This is a genomic window from Nocardioides soli, from assembly GCF_014191495.1.
Classification (GTDB): Bacteria; Actinomycetota; Actinomycetes; order Propionibacteriales; family Nocardioidaceae; genus Nocardioides; species Nocardioides soli.
Genome location: NZ_JACHWR010000011.1, coordinates 1 through 16483 on the forward strand (window position 1 = coordinate 1; position 16483 = coordinate 16483).

Annotated in this window: 17 protein-coding genes; 9 read left to right on the forward strand and 8 right to left on the reverse strand. The window is 72.5% G+C overall.

Features of this window, described 5'->3' with window-relative positions; all coding sequences use genetic code 11:
- From FHU40_RS26505 to FHU40_RS26520, 4 genes are all read left to right on the forward strand, one after another.
- Positions 1-264: cobalamin B12-binding domain-containing protein (locus FHU40_RS26505; RefSeq protein ID WP_183595521.1), on the forward strand; the 264-nt coding region annotated here is incomplete at its 5' end.
- A 67-nt stretch (positions 265-331) separates the two neighbouring features.
- On the forward strand, positions 332-1201 hold the full coding sequence (locus FHU40_RS26510) for a dihydropteroate synthase (protein ID WP_183595489.1): 870 nt from the start codon (positions 332-334) through the stop codon (positions 1199-1201).
- A 6-nt stretch (positions 1202-1207) separates the two neighbouring features.
- The gene (locus tag FHU40_RS26515) at positions 1208-3067 is read left to right on the forward strand and encodes an ASKHA domain-containing protein (protein ID WP_183595522.1); all 1860 of its coding nucleotides are present in this window, start codon (positions 1208-1210) and stop codon (positions 3065-3067) included.
- On the forward strand, positions 3006-3644 hold the full coding sequence (locus FHU40_RS26520; RefSeq protein WP_183595523.1) for a DUF1638 domain-containing protein: 639 nt from the start codon (positions 3006-3008) through the stop codon (positions 3642-3644). Before FHU40_RS26515 ends, FHU40_RS26520 begins: the two co-directional genes overlap by 62 nt.
- 72 nt (positions 3645-3716) lie before the next feature.
- On the opposite strand, the gene FHU40_RS26525 is transcribed toward FHU40_RS26520, so the two are convergent.
- Positions 3717-4565 (reverse strand): methylenetetrahydrofolate reductase, encoded by an 849-nt coding sequence (locus tag FHU40_RS26525; protein ID WP_215526002.1) that lies wholly within the window; start codon positions 4563-4565, stop codon positions 3717-3719.
- Between the two features lie 40 nt (positions 4566-4605).
- Positions 4606-6006, reverse strand: coding sequence for a DHA2 family efflux MFS transporter permease subunit (locus FHU40_RS26530; RefSeq protein ID WP_183595525.1), 1401 nt, complete (start codon positions 6004-6006; stop codon positions 4606-4608).
- A gap of 64 nt (positions 6007-6070) precedes the next feature.
- On the opposite strand from FHU40_RS26530, the gene FHU40_RS26535 reads away from it, so the two are divergent.
- Both FHU40_RS26535 and FHU40_RS26540 read left to right on the forward strand, forming a co-directional pair.
- On the forward strand, positions 6071-6931 hold the full coding sequence (locus FHU40_RS26535; RefSeq protein ID WP_246391601.1) for a GTP-binding protein LepA: 861 nt from the start codon (positions 6071-6073) through the stop codon (positions 6929-6931).
- 13 nt (positions 6932-6944) lie between these two features.
- Positions 6945-7868 carry an Ig-like domain-containing protein gene (locus tag FHU40_RS26540; RefSeq protein WP_183595526.1) on the forward strand — a complete coding sequence of 308 codons (924 nt, stop codon included), beginning with the start codon at positions 6945-6947 and terminating at the stop codon, positions 7866-7868.
- A gap of 153 nt (positions 7869-8021) precedes the next feature.
- Here the strand turns inward: FHU40_RS26540 and FHU40_RS26545 are convergent, their stop codons facing one another.
- The 4 genes from FHU40_RS26545 to FHU40_RS26560 all read right to left on the reverse strand — a co-directional run bounded on the left by FHU40_RS26545 (position 8022) and on the right by FHU40_RS26560 (position 11504).
- Positions 8022-8804, reverse strand: coding sequence for an ATP-binding cassette domain-containing protein (locus FHU40_RS26545; protein ID WP_183595527.1), 783 nt, complete (start codon positions 8802-8804; stop codon positions 8022-8024).
- A 34-nt stretch (positions 8805-8838) separates the two neighbouring features.
- Entirely contained in the window at positions 8839-9600 is a 762-nt protein-coding gene (locus FHU40_RS26550) for an ABC transporter permease (RefSeq protein WP_183595528.1), read from the reverse strand.
- Positions 9600-10613 carry an ATP-binding cassette domain-containing protein gene (locus tag FHU40_RS26555; RefSeq protein ID WP_183595529.1) on the reverse strand — a complete coding sequence of 338 codons (1014 nt, stop codon included), beginning with the start codon at positions 10611-10613 and terminating at the stop codon, positions 9600-9602. Before FHU40_RS26555 ends, FHU40_RS26550 begins: the two co-directional genes overlap by 1 nt.
- A 120-nt stretch (positions 10614-10733) precedes the next feature.
- Positions 10734-11504, reverse strand: coding sequence for a maleylpyruvate isomerase family mycothiol-dependent enzyme (locus FHU40_RS26560; RefSeq protein ID WP_252274934.1), 771 nt, complete (start codon positions 11502-11504; stop codon positions 10734-10736).
- 71 nt (positions 11505-11575) lie between these two features.
- Here FHU40_RS26560 and FHU40_RS26565 point away from each other — a divergent pair, with 71 nt between their 5' ends.
- Positions 11576-12334 (forward strand): NYN domain-containing protein, encoded by a 759-nt coding sequence (locus FHU40_RS26565; RefSeq protein ID WP_183595530.1) that lies wholly within the window; start codon positions 11576-11578, stop codon positions 12332-12334.
- Between the two features lie 3 nt (positions 12335-12337).
- Here FHU40_RS26565 and FHU40_RS26570 read toward each other — a convergent pair whose 3' ends face one another.
- The gene (locus FHU40_RS26570) at positions 12338-12970 is read right to left on the reverse strand and encodes a PadR family transcriptional regulator (protein ID WP_246391602.1); all 633 of its coding nucleotides are present in this window, start codon (positions 12968-12970) and stop codon (positions 12338-12340) included.
- A gap of 42 nt (positions 12971-13012) precedes the next feature.
- Here FHU40_RS26570 and ppgK point away from each other — a divergent pair, with 42 nt between their 5' ends.
- Positions 13013-13777, forward strand: a complete 765-nt coding sequence (gene ppgK, locus FHU40_RS26575) for a polyphosphate--glucose phosphotransferase (protein ID WP_183595531.1) — start codon at positions 13013-13015, stop codon at positions 13775-13777.
- 105 nt (positions 13778-13882) lie between these two features.
- On the opposite strand, the gene FHU40_RS26580 is transcribed toward ppgK, so the two are convergent.
- Positions 13883-14344, reverse strand: a complete 462-nt coding sequence (locus tag FHU40_RS26580) for a MarR family transcriptional regulator (RefSeq protein ID WP_183595532.1) — start codon at positions 14342-14344, stop codon at positions 13883-13885.
- 62 nt (positions 14345-14406) lie between these two features.
- Here FHU40_RS26580 and FHU40_RS26585 point away from each other — a divergent pair, with 62 nt between their 5' ends.
- Positions 14407-16431: an MMPL family transporter gene (locus tag FHU40_RS26585; RefSeq protein WP_183595533.1), complete on the forward strand. Its 2025-nt coding sequence runs from the start codon at positions 14407-14409 to the stop codon at positions 16429-16431.
- Positions 16432-16483 lie beyond the last annotated feature (52 nt).

A 16483-nucleotide genomic window follows, 5' to 3' on the forward strand; every position in this document is an offset into this window, starting at 1 on the left:
TTCGCCGCGATCGAGGAGCACCAGCCCGACATCGTCGGCTTCTCGGCGTTCCTCACCACGACGATGCCGATGTTCAAGGCCAACATCAACGCGCTCGAGAAGGCCGGCCTGCGCGACTCCGTCGTCGTCATGGTCGGCGGCGCCCCGGTCACCCAGGAGTACGCCGACGCGGTCGGCGCCGACGGGTACGCCGCCGACGCCTCGGCCACGGTGAAGAAGGCCAAGGCGCTGCTCGACGAGCGGCGCGCGAAGGTCCCCGCATGAGCACCCCACGAAACTGCGGGCTTCCCCCGCTACGCTCCTCCAGCCCACACTTCCGCGGGGACCCCGCATGAGCACGCTCCACACCGTCCTGCGGTCCGCCTCGAAGGAGGTCGTGATCGGGCACGACCAGCGCTTCTGCCTGATCGGCGAGCGGATCAACCCGACGGGGCGCCGGATCTTCCAGGAGCAGCTCCGCGCCGGGGACCTCTCGGCGATCGAGCGGGACGTCAAGGCGCAGGTCGAGGGCGGCGCCGACGTGCTCGACGTGAACATGGGCGTGCCGCTCACCGACGAGCCCGAGCTGCTGGCGCAGGCGATCCGGATGGTGCAGTCGCTCACGGACCTGCCGGTCTGCATCGACTCCTCCGTCGTCGAGGCGCTGGAGGCGGGGCTCTCGGCGTACGAGGGTCGGGCGCTGGTCAACTCGGTCACCGCCGAGGACGAGCGGCTCGCGGCGGTGCTGCCGCTGGTGAAGAAGCACGACGCGGCGATCATCGCGCTCCCCAACGACGAGGACGAGATCCCGATGGCGGCCGACAAGCGGCTCGACCTCACCGCGAAGATCATCCGGGTCGCGACCGAGGAGTACGGCATCGCCAAGGCCGACATCGTCATCGACCCGCTGGCGATGCCGATCGGCGCCGACACCACGACGTCGCTGGTCACCTTCGAGACGATGCGCCGGATCCGCGACGAGCACGGCGTGAACATGACCTGCGGCGCCTCGAACACGTCGTTCGGCATGCCCGACCGGCACACGCTCGGCGCCGCCTGGCTGCCGATGGCGATGACCGCCGGGCTGACCAGCGCGATCATGGACGCCCGCACGCCGCAGATCGTCGACGCGGTCAAGGCCGCCGACGTCTTCCTCGGCCACGACGAGTGGGGCATGGCCTGGATCGCCGCCCACCGCGCGAAGGCGGCCGCGACGACATGACCTGCCATGGATGAGCAGGGCCACGACGGCACCGGACGCGTCGACCTGAGCTTCACGGTCGAGGAGGCCCAACGCACCGTGCGCGTGCCGCCCGGTGTGACGGTCTTCGACGCGGCGTCGTGGAACGGCATCGCGATCGACTCCACCTGCGGCGGGCACGGCACCTGCCACAAGTGCAAGGTCCGCATCGACGGGCCCAGCCCGATCACCCGGCACGACGTCAAGACGTTCTCGCGCGAGCAGCTCGACGCCGGCTGGCGGCTGGCCTGCCTGGTCAACGCCACCAGCGACCTGGCCATCGAGGTGCCGCCACTCACCACCCGACCCAAGGCGGCGACCGTGGGCGTCGGCCGCCAGGTGATCCTGCGGCCGGCGGTCCAGAAGCGGTACGTCGAGCTGGCCGAGCCGACCCTGGAGGACCAGCGCACCGACCTGACCCGGCTGCTCGACGCGATCGACGACCTGGAGCCGGTGCCCGACCTGCACGTGCTGCGTCGGCTGCCGACCGTGCTGCGGCAGGCGGACTTCAAGGTGACCGCGGTCGTCGTCGACGAGGCGCTGGTGGACGTCGAGCCCGGCGACACCACCCGCGCGGCGTACGCCATCGCCGTCGACCTCGGCACCACCACGGTCGTCGCGACGCTGCTCGACGTCACCACCGGCACGCCCGTCGCGGTGGCGTCGATGCTCAACCGGCAGCAGCCCTTCGGCGGCGACGTGATCACCCGGATCAGCGCCACGATGCTCGACCCGGCCGCGCTCGACCGGCTGCGCGACGCGGCGGCGCAGACGCTGGCGACGCTGGCCGATCAGGTCTGCACCGAGGGTGGCGTCGACCCGGCCCAGGTCTACGAGGTGGCGCTCGCCGGCAACGCCACGATGACGGCGCTCGCGCTCGGGATCGACCCGGAGCCGCTGGGCGTCGCGCCGTTCGTCATGTCGACCCCGCAGCCTCCCGACCTGCTGGCCTCCGAGCTCGGGCTGCGGCTGCACCCGCAGGCCCGGGTCACGCTGTTCCCCGCGCTGGGCGCGTACGTCGGCGGCGACATCGTCGCGGGCATGCTCGCCACCGGCATGGACCGCGACAAGCGCACCCGACTCTTCATCGACGTCGGCACCAACTGCGAGATCGTGGTCAGCGACGGCGACCGGATCGTGTCGACCGCGGCGCCGGCGGGCCCGGCCTTCGAGGGCGGCGCGATCCGCTGCGGGATGCGCGCCGCCGACGGCGCGATCGAGGTCGTGAAGCTCGGCGGAGCCGACGACCCGGTCGAGCTCGGCGTGATCGGCGACGTCGAGCCGCGCGGCCTCTGCGGCTCGGGTCTCGTCGACGCGGTGGCCGAGCTGGTGCGGGTCGGCCTGCTCGACGCGTCGGGACGCTACGTCGCGGACGACGTCGCGAAGGAGATCGCCCCGTCGCTCGCGGACCGGCTCGCGTACGTCGGGCAGGAGCGCGTCTTCGTGCTGCACCGGCCGGCGCCGGACGCGGAGCCGGAGGACTGCGTGGTGCTCTCGCAGCGCGACGTGCGCGAGCTGCAGTTCGCGAAGGCCGCGATCTCGACCGGCTGGACGCTGCTGCTCGAGGAGCTCGGCCTGGAGCACCGCGACGTCCAGCAGGTGCTGCTCGCCGGGTCGTTCGGGTCCTACCTCTCGGCCGCGTCGGCCGTCCGGATCGGGCTGGTGCCGAAGCTGCCCGTGCTGCGGATCGTCGCCGCCGGCAACGTCGCCGGCGAGGGCGCGAAGATGGCGCTGCTCTCCGTGCGCGAGCGGGCCGGCGCCCGGGCGCTGCTGGAGGAGGTGACCTATGTCGAGCTCTCCGACCGCGCCGACTTCAACGACCGCTTCGTCGACCAGCTCTCCTTCTAGGGTCGCTCTCATCGCCTGCGGCGCGATCGCCCAGCCCTGCAAGGAGATCGCCGACCGCCGCTCGTGGCCGGTCGACGTCCATCCGCTGCCGCCGCTGCTGCACAACCAGCCCCAGCTGATCGCCGACGAGGTGCGCCGGCTGGCGATCTCGCTGCGGGCGGCGTACTCGTCGGTCGTCGTGGGGTACGCCGACTGCGGCACCTACGGCGCGCTCGACGCGGTGTGCGCGGAGCTCGGCCTACAGCGGCTGCCCGGCCTGCACTGCTACGACGTCTACGCCGGCGCCTCGCACGTCGAGCGGTTCTTCGAGGAGCAGCCGGGCACCTACCTGCTGACCGACTTCCTGGTGCGCTCGTTCGCGCGCACCGTCGAGCGGGAGCTCGGCCTCGATCGCTGGCCCGAGCTGCGCGAGGTGTACTTCGGCCACTACACCCGCGCCGTCTGGCTGGCCCAGCAGCCGGACGACGAGCTGCACCGCCTGGCCGCCGACGCCGCCGACCGGATGGGCCTGCCCCTCACCGTCGTCGAGACCGGCGACGCGCGACTGGAGCGAGCCCTCCGCGACCTGGTCGGCTAGCTCCGGCTCCGCCGCGGACGTCATACGTTGCGAGGAAGGGGACGCACTGTCCGTATGACGTCCCGGGCGACCTCAGCCCCGCAGTCGCCCCAGCAGGTCCTGCCGCCAGGCCTCGGTCTCGGCGATCTGGTTGAACGTGAAGACGTGCAGGCCCTCGACCAGGGCGGTCGGCTCGGCGAGGGTGGGCGCGCACTTCTCGAGGAACGACTCTCCGGTGAATCCGCCGGGGGCGGCGAGGCGGGCGAAGGTGCCCTTGTGCTTGGCCAGGAAGCGGGTCGACTCGCCGACGCCGATCTTGGTGGCCATCGCGAGCAGCTTGGTGCGCTCCACGGGCCCGGGCACGCCGAGCAGCAGCGGCATGGTGATGCCGCGGCGGCGCATCCGGTGCACCCAGTCACGGATCACCCCGGGGTCGAAGGTCAGGTTGCTGACGACGTGGGTGGCATAGCGCCGCTTGTCCCACATCGACTGCACGGTCAGGTCGTCGTCGATGGTGGGGTGCGACTCCGGGTAGCCGGTGATCCCCACGTGGGCGAACGGGCGGCCGAGGGCCGCGAGGTCCTCGAGCAGCGCGAGGGCGTCGGGGTAGTCGCCGGCCGGGTCGGCGTCGCCGCCGGGCACGAAGATCCGGCTGATCTGCTTGCCGACCAGCCGCTCGCTGATCTCGGCGAGCTCGGTGCGGCCGCTGATCATCCGGGCCGCCAGGTGGGGCACCACGGCGTACCCGTGCCCGGCCAGCCGCTCGGCCAGGTCGAGCGTCGCCTCCAGGCCCTTGCCGGGCGACGCGGTCACGGTCACGGTCACGTCGCGGGGCACGTGGTCGAGCACCTTCTGCTCGGTGCTGGCGGTGGGCAGCACCTCGTAGCGCGCCAGTTCGAGCAGCCTCGAGAGGGTCTGCCGGTTCGTCATTCTGTTGCGCATGGCGGAACTCATTTCGGGATGCGCACCAACGTCGGCGAGTCTAGCGCTCCGGGTCCCGGATCGTCACCCACGAGATCAGGCCGCCCAGGGCCAGCAGCACGGCGCAGATCAGCATCGCCGAGGAGTACGCCGCGTCGAGGGCGACCGGGTCGGCGTACTCCTCCCCGCCGAGCCCCACCGCGACCGGCAGCGCGGCGACCGCCAGCAGCGAGCCGGCGCGGGCCACGGCATTGTTCACGCCACTGGCGATGCCGGCGTGCTCGTCGGCCGCCGCGGCCAGCACGGTCGCCGTGAGCGGCGCGACCATCAGCGCCAGGCCGAGGCCGAACACGGTCAGCCCGGGCAGCACGTCGCGCCAGTAGCTGACGTCGCCGCCGACGCCGAGCAGCAGCAGCGTGCCCACGGCCATCGTCAGCGGCCCGAACGTCATCGGGATCCGCGGCCCGATCCGGGTGCCGAGCCGCCCGCCGCGCTTGGCCAGGAACAGCATGCAGACGGTGATCGGCAGCGTGGCCACACCGGCCTCGAGCGCGGTGTAGCCGCTGACCGTCTGCAGCTGCAGCACCAGGAAGAACAGCACCGCACCGAGGGCGGCGTAGACGACGAGCGTCATCGCGTTGGCGGCGCTGAAGATCCGGTTGGCGAAGATGCCCAGCGGCAACATCGGGTGGTCGCTGCGCCGCTCGTCGACGACGTACGTCGCGCCGGCGAGCACCGCGATCACCACCGCCCAGGGCGCCCCGGAGCCGCCCCACTCGATCAGCGCGTAGGTGATGCCGCCCAGGAAGAGCGCCGCCATGGTCGCGCCGACCAGGTCGAAGCGGCGCGGCGCCTGGGGGTCGAGCGTCTCGGGGACCGCCCGCTGCGCGATCACCACGGTCACCGCCGCGATCGGCAGGTTGATCAGGAAGATCCAGCGCCAGCTGACGTACTCGACGAGCCCGCCGCCGACGAACGGGCCGATCGCCGCGGCGATGCTGCCGAGGCCCGACCAGGCGCCGATCGCCGCGGCCCGGTCGGCGCGGACGAACGCGCCCTGGATCATCGCCAGGCTGCCGGGGGTGAGCAGCGCGGCACCGCCGCCCTGGAGCACCCGGGCCGCGATCAGCACCTCCGCGGTCGGCGCGAGGCCGCACAGCAGTGAGGCCAGGGCGAACCAGACCGTGCCGACGACGAACATCCGGCGGCGCCCGTAGCGGTCCCCCAGCGACCCGCCGAGCAGGATGAAGCTCGCGAGGGACAGCAGGTAGCCGTTCGAGATCCACTGGAGCTGGGCGAGCGAGGCGTCGAGGTCCTCGCCGATGGTGCGCAGGGCGACGTTGACGACGGTCCCGTCGAGCATGGTCATCCCGGAGCCGAGCACCGCGGCGGCGACGACGGCCCGACCCGTCGGCGTGCCGAGACGAACTCCTCCCGGCCCGGATCCGGCGACGTCGGTCACACGGATGACGGTATCGGGGACATCCCCGATGAAGGCTCCCCTAACCTCCCCCTAGGATTTACCAATGGCACGTGCGTCGATGACCGAGGCGAGACTGGCCGAGCACGTCGACCGGCTCGGCCACGAGCATCCGCCGATCGACCTGGCGTCGGTCGACTACTCGGTGCGCCGGCCGGAGGCCTTCAACGACCGCTTCGGCGACGTGCTCGACTACATGGCCCGGGTCGAGCTCGAGGTCGACCGCAACGTCCTCGAGCTGGCCGCGCTGCTGCCCGACCCGCCGGAGATCGACCGGCGCTTCTACGCCGAGGTGTGGCAGCCGCAGGAGACCCGCCACGGCCTGATCCTGGACCAGCTCCAGGTCGAGCTCGGCCGGCCGCCCGCCGAGGTCGACCTGACGTCGGTCGGCGTGAAGATGCGGATCCTCGGCGCGTTCGCGCACCTCGACGCCTTCCAGGACGTCTGCCGGATGCTCTACTACCTGACCGGCATGGCCACCGAGCGCTCCGCCGTGCTCGCCTACAACCTGCTCCACGAGGGCGTCGCCGAGATGGGCGAGGACGCCGTCGCGACAACCGTGATCGCGCCGATCAAGCGTCAGGAGCCCGGCCACTACGCCTTCTACCAGCTCTCGGCGCGCGGACTGTGGGGGCAGCTGGCCCGGTGGCAGAAGTGGCTGGTGCGCCGGATGCGCAGCCTCTCCTTCGCGCCCGTCGGCGCCAACGACGACGAGCAGAAGGCCGACTTCGGCGAACTGATGCGCACGCTCCGCATCGACGAGGACTCCGACGACTTCGCCGGCCAGATCTCCCGGGTCGAGCGCGAGCTGCTGTGGGCGCACCGACGCGGGCTGGCGGTGCCGCCGTACGTCGCGAAGGCGTTCCGCGAGGCGGTCGAGCTCGCCCGGCTGCGCCGCACCGGCTAGTACCGTGCCGGGCATGACGCTCCCCGGACGGCACCGGCTCGGCGCGATCGCCGTCGCGCTCGCGTGCGTCCTGGTCCCGCTAGCGCTGCCGTCCCCGGCGGCCGCCGCGAAGCGTGCCGTGACCAATGACCGCTACACCGGCACCGAGGACACCGTGCTCCGGGTCAAGGCGCCGCAGGGCGTGCTCGCCAACGACCGCATCCGCCGCGACGTACGCCGGCTCGTCGTGGTCAAGGCCCCGCGCCACGGCACGCTGAAGCTGGGCCGGCGCGGCGCTCTCCGCTACCGGCCGGCCCCGAACTGGTCGGGCCGCGACACCTTCCTCTACCGGGCCGTCGACAGGCAGGGCCGCCGCAACGTCGCGGTCGTGCGGATCGAGATCAAACCCGTCGACAACCCGACCACGACGGTCGACGACGTCGCCACCGTGCTCGAGGACGGCGTCGTCACCGGCAACGTCCTCGCCAACGACTCCGACATCGACAGCAAGCTGGCGATCCTCGAGCACAACGCCTCCCGGGCGCCCGGCTCGTTCACGATCCGTCCCAACGGCGACTGGACCTACGCGCCCGCCGCCGACTGGAACGGGCTCGCCGTGGTCGGCTACGCCACCACCACCGGCGCCCTCGGCACGCTGCGGATCACGGTCACGCCGGTCGACGACCCGACCGTCGTGGTGGACGACTTCGCGGCCGCTGTCGCGGGCGGCCCGATGATCACGGGCAACGTGCTCTCGAACGACATCGATGTCGACTCGGCCCTGAGCGTGGTCGACGACGCCTTCTCCGGCCCCGGCGACTGGGGCATCGACCCGGACGGCACCTGGCGCTACACGCCAGATCCGACCGAGGGCGGCATCGTCACCGTCACCTACACCACCAACACCGGCGCGGTCGGCACGCTGCGGATCGAAATCACCGCGCCGGAGTCCGACTAGCCGCGCAGCCCGCCAGGTCCCGGAGGGGAGGACGACTTCTCGGGCGATCCTGGCACTTCTGGGGTGTTGCAACACCCGAGAAGTGCCGGGATACCCGGTGCACCGGGTATCCCGGCAAAGACCGGCGGCGCCTCCGACTAGCCCTCGTCAGGCTCAGGCGCGGGCGTGCCACCGGCCGTCGTCGTCGCGACGCACCCGGATCGGGTGGTCGAAGGCCGCCGACACCAGCTCGGTGGTGAGGACGCCGTCGACGGGGCCGGCCGCGACCAGCCGGCCGTCGCGCAGCAGCGCGGCGTGGGTGGTCGCGGGCGGCAGCTCCTCGAAGTGGTGGGTGACCATCACCGTCGTCAGCCCCGCGATCCGGGTCGGCAGCTCGTCGAGGGTGCGGATCATCTGCTCGCGCGCCGCGACGTCGAGGCCCGTGCTCGGCTCGTCGAGGAGCAGCAGCGGCGGGTCGGTCATCAGCGCCCGGGCGATCAGGGTCCGGCCGCGCTCGCCCTGCGACATCGTGTGCCAGTGCGGGGAGGTCGGGACGTCGACGCCGAGCGTCTTCATCATCAGGTGCGCGCGGTCGAGCTCGTCGGTCGTCGGCTCCCAGCGCGGCACCCGCTCGATCGTGCCGGTGATGCCGGTGAGCACGACGTCCTCGACGGTGAGGTCGGAGCGCAGCGGGTGCCGGGGGTTCACGAACCCGATCGACCGGCGCAGCTCGCGCAGGTCGATCTCGCCGAGCCGGTGGCCGAGCACCCGGACCCATCCCCGGCTGGGGAAGGTCACCGCGCCGCAGAGGTTGAGAAGCGTGCTCTTGCCGGCGCCGTTGGGCCCGATCAGCGCCCACTGCTCGCCGGACCCGACCTCGAGGTCGATGTCGGCGAGCAGCGGGCGCCCGTCGCGGACGAAGGTGACGTCGTGGAGCTCCAGCGCGGGTGTGGTCACTCGCCCACGGTAGGCGCCGAGGCGGGCCGCGCGGTCAGGCGTTCTCCTTGCGGAACGTCGCGGTGCCCCACCAGGTGCCGAGCGCGGCCAGCACCGCCGCCCAGGCCGCACCCCAGAAGACCGTCGAGGTGCCGAAGTCACCGGCGAAGGAGCCACGCACCGCGTCGACGATGTAGCGGAACGGCATGAAGTCGCTGATCTTCTGCAGCCACTCCGGCCCGATCGTCATCGGCAGCAGGATGCCGCTGAGCAGCAGCACCGGCATCATCACGATGTTGATCACCGGCGCCATCACGTCCTCGCTCTTGGTGGTCAGCGCCAGAGCGTTCGACGCGGCGGCGCACGCGCCGCCGACCACGAGGGTGATGAAGATGCCGAGCAGCACGCCGCCCACCGATCCGCGCATGCCCATCAGGTAGCCGAGGCCGACCAGGATCAGCGCCTGCACGAACAGCTGGATGACGTCGCGCATCAGCCGGCCGACCAGCAGCGCCGTCCGGCTGGCGGGCGTGACCCGCTCGGCCTCGATGACACCCTCGCGCCACTCCCCGATCAGACCGAAGCCGGCGAAGAACGCCCCGAACATGCCCAGCTGCACCAGCAGTCCCGGCACCAGGAAGGTGTAGGCGTTGTCGGTGCCGGTGTCGAAGGAGCCGACCAGCGGCTTGAGCAGCGGGCCGAACAGCACCAGGTAGAGCACCGGCTGCATGATCCCGATCAGCACCCAGGCCGGGTTGCGCAGGTTCATCCGGATCTGACGCCGGAAGACGATGTTGCTCTCACCCACGAACGCCATCAGGCCACCTCCTCCTTCTGCTCCGGCTCGCCCTCGGACGACGAGGCCTCGCCGGCCTCGGCGTCGCGCAGGGACCGGCCGGTGAGGGTCAGGAACACGTCGTCGAGCGTCGGCCGGAGCACCTCGATCGAGTCGAGGACGACGCCGGCGGACCCGAGGTCGCGCAGCAGGCTCGGTACGACGCGGCCGGCCCGCTCGACCCGGCCGCGGACGCGGCGCCCGTCGGTCTCGACCGCCTGCCCGATCGCGCCGAGCCGCTGGGCGGCCACCGCGACCTGGTCGTCGGAGGCCACCTCGAGGTCGACCAGGTCGCCGGCGACCTGGGCCTTGAGGTTGTCGGCGGTGTCGCTCGCGACGATCCGGCCCTGGTCGATGATCACGATCCGGTCGGCGAGCGCGTCGGCCTCGTCGAGGTAGTGCGTCGTGAGGAAGACCGTGGCGCCGTGCGAGGTGCGCAGGCTCTCGATGTGCTCCCACAGGTTGGCCCGCGCCTGCGGGTCGAGCCCGGTGGTCGGCTCGTCGAGGAAGACCAGCGTCGGGTCGTGGATCAGCCCCATCACCACGTCGAGGCGGCGCTTCTGCCCGCCGGACATGTTCTTGGGCATCCGCTTCCACAGCCCGTCGAGCTGGAGCCGCTCGAACAGCTCCTGGCCACGGCGTACGGCGTCGCCGCGCGCCATGCCGTAGAGCATCCCGTGGTCGACGACCTCGTCGCCGGCGTACGCACCGGAGAAGGTCGAGCCGACCTGCGAGACGTAGCCGATGCTCCGGCGCACCTGCACCGGCTCCTTGACGACGTCGTAGCCGGCGACCGTGGCGGTGCCGGCGGTCGGGCGCAGCAGCGTGGTCAGCATCCGCAGGGTCGTGGTCTTGCCGGCGCCGTTCGGGCCGAGGAAGCCCACGACCTCGCCCTCGGCGACGTCGAGGTCGACGCCGTCGACGGCACGGACCTCCTTGGCCGCCTTGCCCCGTCCGGTGTGGAAGGTCTGCACGAGTCCTCGTGCGGTGATCATCTGGTCTCCTATGTTCAAACTTGAATAGAAGTGTTCAACATTGAATACCCGGCCGTCAAGCCGCACCCCGGACCGACCCGCCGCCGCGGCCGGACTCATCGGTCCGGTCGGCCCCGGCCGTCAGCTCCACGTCACGGCGGCGCGCTCGCTCCATCCGGGACCGAGGTCGGGGCGCACCGAGCGGTTCCACAGGGCGAGGTAGAGCTCGACCGCGGTGCCGGTCAGCTCCCAGTCGGCGGGCGGCAGCTGCGGGACCGGCCCGGTGCCGCGCTCGGTCACGGCCGGACGCGGGCCGATCCGCACCAGCCACCAGTCCGGCGCGTCGTCCGGGGCGACCACCAGCACGGCGTCCTCGTCGCAGCGCAGCCGCGAGACCGGCCGGGTCACGAACCCGCCGAGCATCTCGTCGATCCCGTCGGTGGCCAGCTCGGTGCCGATCCAGGTCTCGGCCGGGTCCGGCCGCCGCCCGAACACCGCGGACAGGGCGTCGACGGCGTGCATGGTCGTCTCGTGACACTGGCGCCGGGCCCAGAACTCCCGTGGCCGGGGCGCATCGTGGAGGTACACCGGCGCCCGGACGTCGTCCGGCGCCCCGGCGATCGCCTCCACCAGCTCGATCGCCCCGTCGCGCAGCCACTCCAGCGGGTCCTCGGCCGCGCGGCCCTCGGCCTCGAGCGCGTCGGCGTCCCGGTCGAGCGGCCGCTCGCCGCGCAGCAGGCCGGCCGCCCAGCGGTGCACCATGGCCTGGTGCGCGACCAGGTCGCGCACCGTCCACCCGGGGCAGGTCGGCACGGGAGCCGCGAGTCCGGCGCGGTCGGCGTACCGCACGAACGCGACCATCGCGGCGCGCAGGCCCTCGAGATGCTGGGCCAGGGGAAGCTGGGTGGGCACGTCACGAGGGTGGCACCTCGCGCGAGGCGCGGCATCCGGATTATCCGGGCGCCGAGTGGTAGGAGTGGTCGGTGACCGAGCCCGCCACCGTCCGCCTGGCCGTGCTCATCGACGCCGACAACGTCTCGTCGTCCCATGCCGCCGCTCTCCTCGGAGAGCTCGCCCGGTACGCCGTGCCGACGGTGAAGCGCGCGTACGGCGACTGGACGACCCAGCAGCTGAGCGGGTGGAAGGGCGAGCTGGCGCGGCACGCGATCCAGCCGGTGCAGCAGTTCGCCAACACGGTCGGCAAGAACTCCACCGACTCCGCGCTGATCATCGACGCGATGGACCTGCTCTACGCGGGCAACCTCGACGCGTTCGCCCTCGTGTCGAGCGACAGCGACTTCACCCGGCTGGCCACCCGACTCCGGGAGTCGGGCAAGACCGTCTACGGGCTCGGCCAGCGCAAGACGCCAGCTTCCCTGCAGTCCGCCTGCGACAAGTTCATCTTCCTCGAGGTGCTCCGCGACGAGGAGGAGACGACGGGCGACGCGGTCGGCCGGGACGTCGACGACGACTCCCTGCCGGACCTGCGCACCATTCTCGAGGCGGCCGTGCGCAGCACCGCGCAGGACGATGGCTGGGCGCCCCTCGGCGCCGTCGGCACCTACCTCGGCAAGGCTCACGCCTCGTTCGATCCCCGGCACTACGGCTTCCCCCGGCTCAGTGCCCTCGCCGGTGCCCAGGACTACCTCGACCTCGACCACCCCGAGGGCGGGCAGCCGCGGGTGCGGCTGCGGCCGCGTCGTCCGGCCCGGAAGCGGTCCGCCCCCCAGGCGAAGGGTTGAGCCTCAACGGTCCAGGAGTGCGCGGTACTTCTCCCGGTCGGCGTTCATCTGCCAGCCCGGGTCGTCGGCGGGCGGCGACCACGAGCCGTCCTCCGGAGACACCGGCAGGGTGCCGTCTCGGAGGTCCTGGATGGTCTCGCGCAGCCAGGCCAGCTCCGCCACGGCGAGGTCCAGCCAGAGCAGCATGGTCCGGGTGGCGTGGGGCGGCGCGGCACCGGTCTTGGCCTCGACGAACTCCGCCACGGTGCGCTCGAGCTCGACCCGCCGGGTGGTCAACGACCGCAGCACGGCGGGCTTGTCGAGCAGCGGCAGCATCGAGAACGCGACGTTGAACGCCGTGCGCTCATAGGGGTTCACGGTCTCGAGCGCGTCGACCAGCAGCCGGTCGAGCTCGGTCCGGCCGGAGTCGGTCAGCTCGTAGACCGCCACCTCCCGGCCGCCGTCGACGAGGTCGTGCCGGCGCAGGTGCCCCTGGCCGGTCAGCGTGGTCAGCCCGTGGTAGATCGAGCCCGGGTTGGTGTGCGCCCAGCGGTCGACATGCCACGACAGCAGCTCGCGCCGGATCTGGTAGCCGTTGACCGGCTCGAAGAGCGCGACCGCCCCCAGGAGCAGCATGCGGGTCTCCTGGCCGGCCATGACCGGAGTCTAGGAGTCGTCCCGGAGTCATAGGGTCGGGCCATGGCTTCCTCAGGCACGAACGAGCAGCCCTTCGGGATCGACTTCGGCGGCACCGGCATCAAGGGCGCGCCGGTCGACCTCGAGATCGGCGACTTCGCCGGGGAGCGCGAGCGGCTCCGGACCCCGCATCCGTCGAAGCCGCAGGTGATCGCCGAAGCCTTCGTCGAGCTGCTGGCGAAGTTCCCCGACTGCCGCGGCGCCGTCGGCGTGACCGTGCCCGGCGTCGTCCGCCACGGGGTGGTGCACTCGGCGGCCAACATCGACAAGGCCTGGGTCGGCACCGACGCCGACCGGCTCTTCACCGAGGCGACCGGGCGCGACGTGCACGTCGTCAACGACGCGGACGCCGCGGGCCTGGCCGAGGTGCGGTACGGCGCGGCGCGGGGCCGGTCGGGGCTGGTCATCGTCACGACGCTCGGCACCGGCATCGGCTCGGCGCTCGTCCACGACGGCGTGCTGGTGCCCAACTCCGAGCTCGGCCACCTCGAGATCGACGGCCACGACGCCGAGTCCCGGGCGGCCAACAGCGCCCGCGAGCGCGAGGAGCTGTCGTGGAAGCACTGGGCCAAGCGGCTCACGGCGTACTACCGGACGCTGGAGCGGCTCTTCTCCCCGGAGCTGTTCGTGGTGGGCGGCGGGGTCTCCAAGGAGTCCGACGAGTTCCTGCCGCTGCTCGACCTCGACACCGAGATCATCCCGGCGCAGCTGCGCAACAAGGCGGGCGTCGTGGGTGCCGCGCTCTACGCCTCCGAGGGCGGCGGCTGAGCGGAGACGCGTCCGCGGATCCGCTGATGGTGGTCGAGCGAGCCGCGCGACTGACGAACGAAGTCGCGACTGGCGTGTCGAGACCTGACGAGCAGACCTGCCAGGTCAGTCGGCCTCCAGGTGTTCGAATGCGGCGATCGCGCCGCGCAGGTACCGCTCGACGACCGCGCGCTCCTCGGCAGTGAACGACCGGTCGAGCCGCTCCAGCTCGCGGAACATCGGCAGCAGCTGGGTGAACACCTCCTCGCGGCCCGAGGGTGTCATCTCGACCTGGGTACGCCGCCGGTCGGCCTCGTGCGGGGTCCGCCGGACGTGGCCGCGCTGCGCCAGCCGGTCGACCAGCCCGGTCGCGGCCGCGGTGGTGACGTCGAGGATCCGGGCCAGCTCACCCGGACCGAGCGCCCCCTGCGTCAGGTGCTCCATCGCGACCAGGTCGCTCTCGGACAGACCCGCTCGGCGCGCGATCACGTGCCGCAGCCGGCCGCCCCGCTCGATGGCCTCGCGCAGCGCCCTCAGGCTGCCGGCCGGCTCCCAGCGGTCGGCGAACGCGGTTGCGGGTCCCGCCATTTCATCTCACCTGCTTGATTGCTAATTTAGTTAGCGATTCTACGCCTGCCCCGGGAGGGACCGTGTCCGCCACGTCGATCATCGCCGGTCGCCGCACCGCCTGGGCGTTCGCGGTGCTCCCCATCCTGCTGGCCCTCACGGTCATCGGCGGGGTCGGGGAGGCCGGACACCAGGCGGACGCGCGCGACCTGCTGCCCGACGGCGCCGACAGCACCGTCGCCGCCTGGCTGGTCGACGAGCTCCCGGAGGAGACCACCGAGGCCGCGATCGTGCTGTGGACCGCCGACGAGGGCGAGCTCGGCGATCCCGCTCTCGACGCGATCGGGGCCCAGGCCGACGGGGACGTGGTCCGCTCCGAGGACGGCACCGCGGTCGTCACCGTCGTCCCGGTCGAGGCCGGCGACGCCGACCAGGTCGGGCAGCGCGTCGACGACCTCCGCGAGCGGCTGCGCGCCGAGGCCCCCGACGGCGTCACGGTGCAGGTGACCGGGCCCGCGGGGATCCACGCCGATCTCGGCAAGGTCTTCGACGGCGCGGACCTGCGGCTGCTGCTCGCCACCATGCTGATCGTCGCCGTCCTCCTGGTGGTCACCTACCGCAGCCCGGTGCTCTGGCTGGTCCCGCTGGTCGTCGTCGGCCTGGCCGACCGGGTCGCCGTGGTCGCCGCGACCCGCGCGCTCGACGCGGCCGGGCTGCCGTGGGACGGCACCACGACGGGCATCCTCTCGGTGCTGGTGTTCGGCGCGGGCACCGACTACGCGCTGCTGCTGATCTCGCGCTACCGCGACGAGCTGCGCACCACGACGTCGCGGCACCGGGCGATGTCGCATGCGCTGCGGCGTACGTCGGAGGCGGTCCTCGGCAGCGCGACCACGGTCTTCCTCTCCGTGCTCACCCTGCTGCTCTCGCTGACGCCCGCGACCCGGGGCCTGGGCCTCGCGTGCGCGGTCGGCATCGTGATCGCGGCGGCGTCCGCGCTCGTAGTGCTGCCGGCCACCCTGGTGCTCTTCGGACGCTGGATCTTCTGGCCGATGGTGCCGCGGCACGGCGACCTCGCCGCCGCCGAGCGCAGGACGGTCTTCCAGCGGATCGGCCGGCTGGTCTCCCGGCGTCCGGCGACCGTGGTGACGGGGACGCTGGTGCTGCTGGCGGTGCTCGCGACCGGCCTGGCCGGCATCCGGATCGGCCTCGACCAGGCCGACCAGCTGCTCGACGAGCCGGAGGCGATCACCGCGGCGGAACGGCTGGCCGAGTCGTTCCCCGCCGGCACCGTCGAGCCGACCCAGGTGGTCACTCGGAGTCCGGGCGGCCGGGTGCTCGACACGGTCGCGAGCACCGACGGCGTCGCGTCCGCCCGCGTCTCCGCGTCGGGCGCCGGCATCACCCAGATCGAGGCGGTGCTCGCCGCCGACCCCGGCTCCGCCGACGCCCGGGCCACCGTCGAGCGGCTGCGCGACGCCCTCGACGACGTCCCCGACACCCACGTCGGGGGCAACGAGGCGGAGGCGGTCGACGCCCGCGCCGCCGCGGAGCGCGACCTGTCGGTGATCGTGCCGCTCATCCTCGGCATGGTGCTGCTCGGGCTGGCGGTGTTGCTGCGCTCGCTGCTCGGACCGGTGCTGCTGGTGCTGTCGGTGGTCGCGACCTACGTCGCCGCCCTCGGCGCCTCCTGGTGGATCTTCACCGAGGTGCTGGGGTTCACCGCGCTCGAGGTGAAGATCCCGCTCTTCGCGTTCCTCTTCCTGGTCGCGCTCGGCGTCGACTACAACATCTTCCTCGTCACCCGCGCCCGCGAGGAGGCCCGCGGCCACGGCTCGCGAGAAGGCATGCTGCGCGCGCTCACGGTCACCGGCGGCGTGATCACCAGCGCGGGCATCCTGCTGGCGGCCGTCTTCGCCGTCCTCGGCGTGCTGCCCCTGGTCGCGCTCGCCCAGCTCGGCACCATCATCTGCATCGGGGTGCTGCTCGACACGCTCGTCGTCCGCACGCTGCTGGTGCCGGCCGCGGCGGTGCTGCTCGGCGACCGGTTCTGGTGGCCGGGCCGGGCGGGTCCACCGGCCGGCGACGTACCCGATTTGGGGCATTGACGGTCACGGACCGGTCACGAGAGGTTCGACCCCATCGGGGGAGCCGCAACTC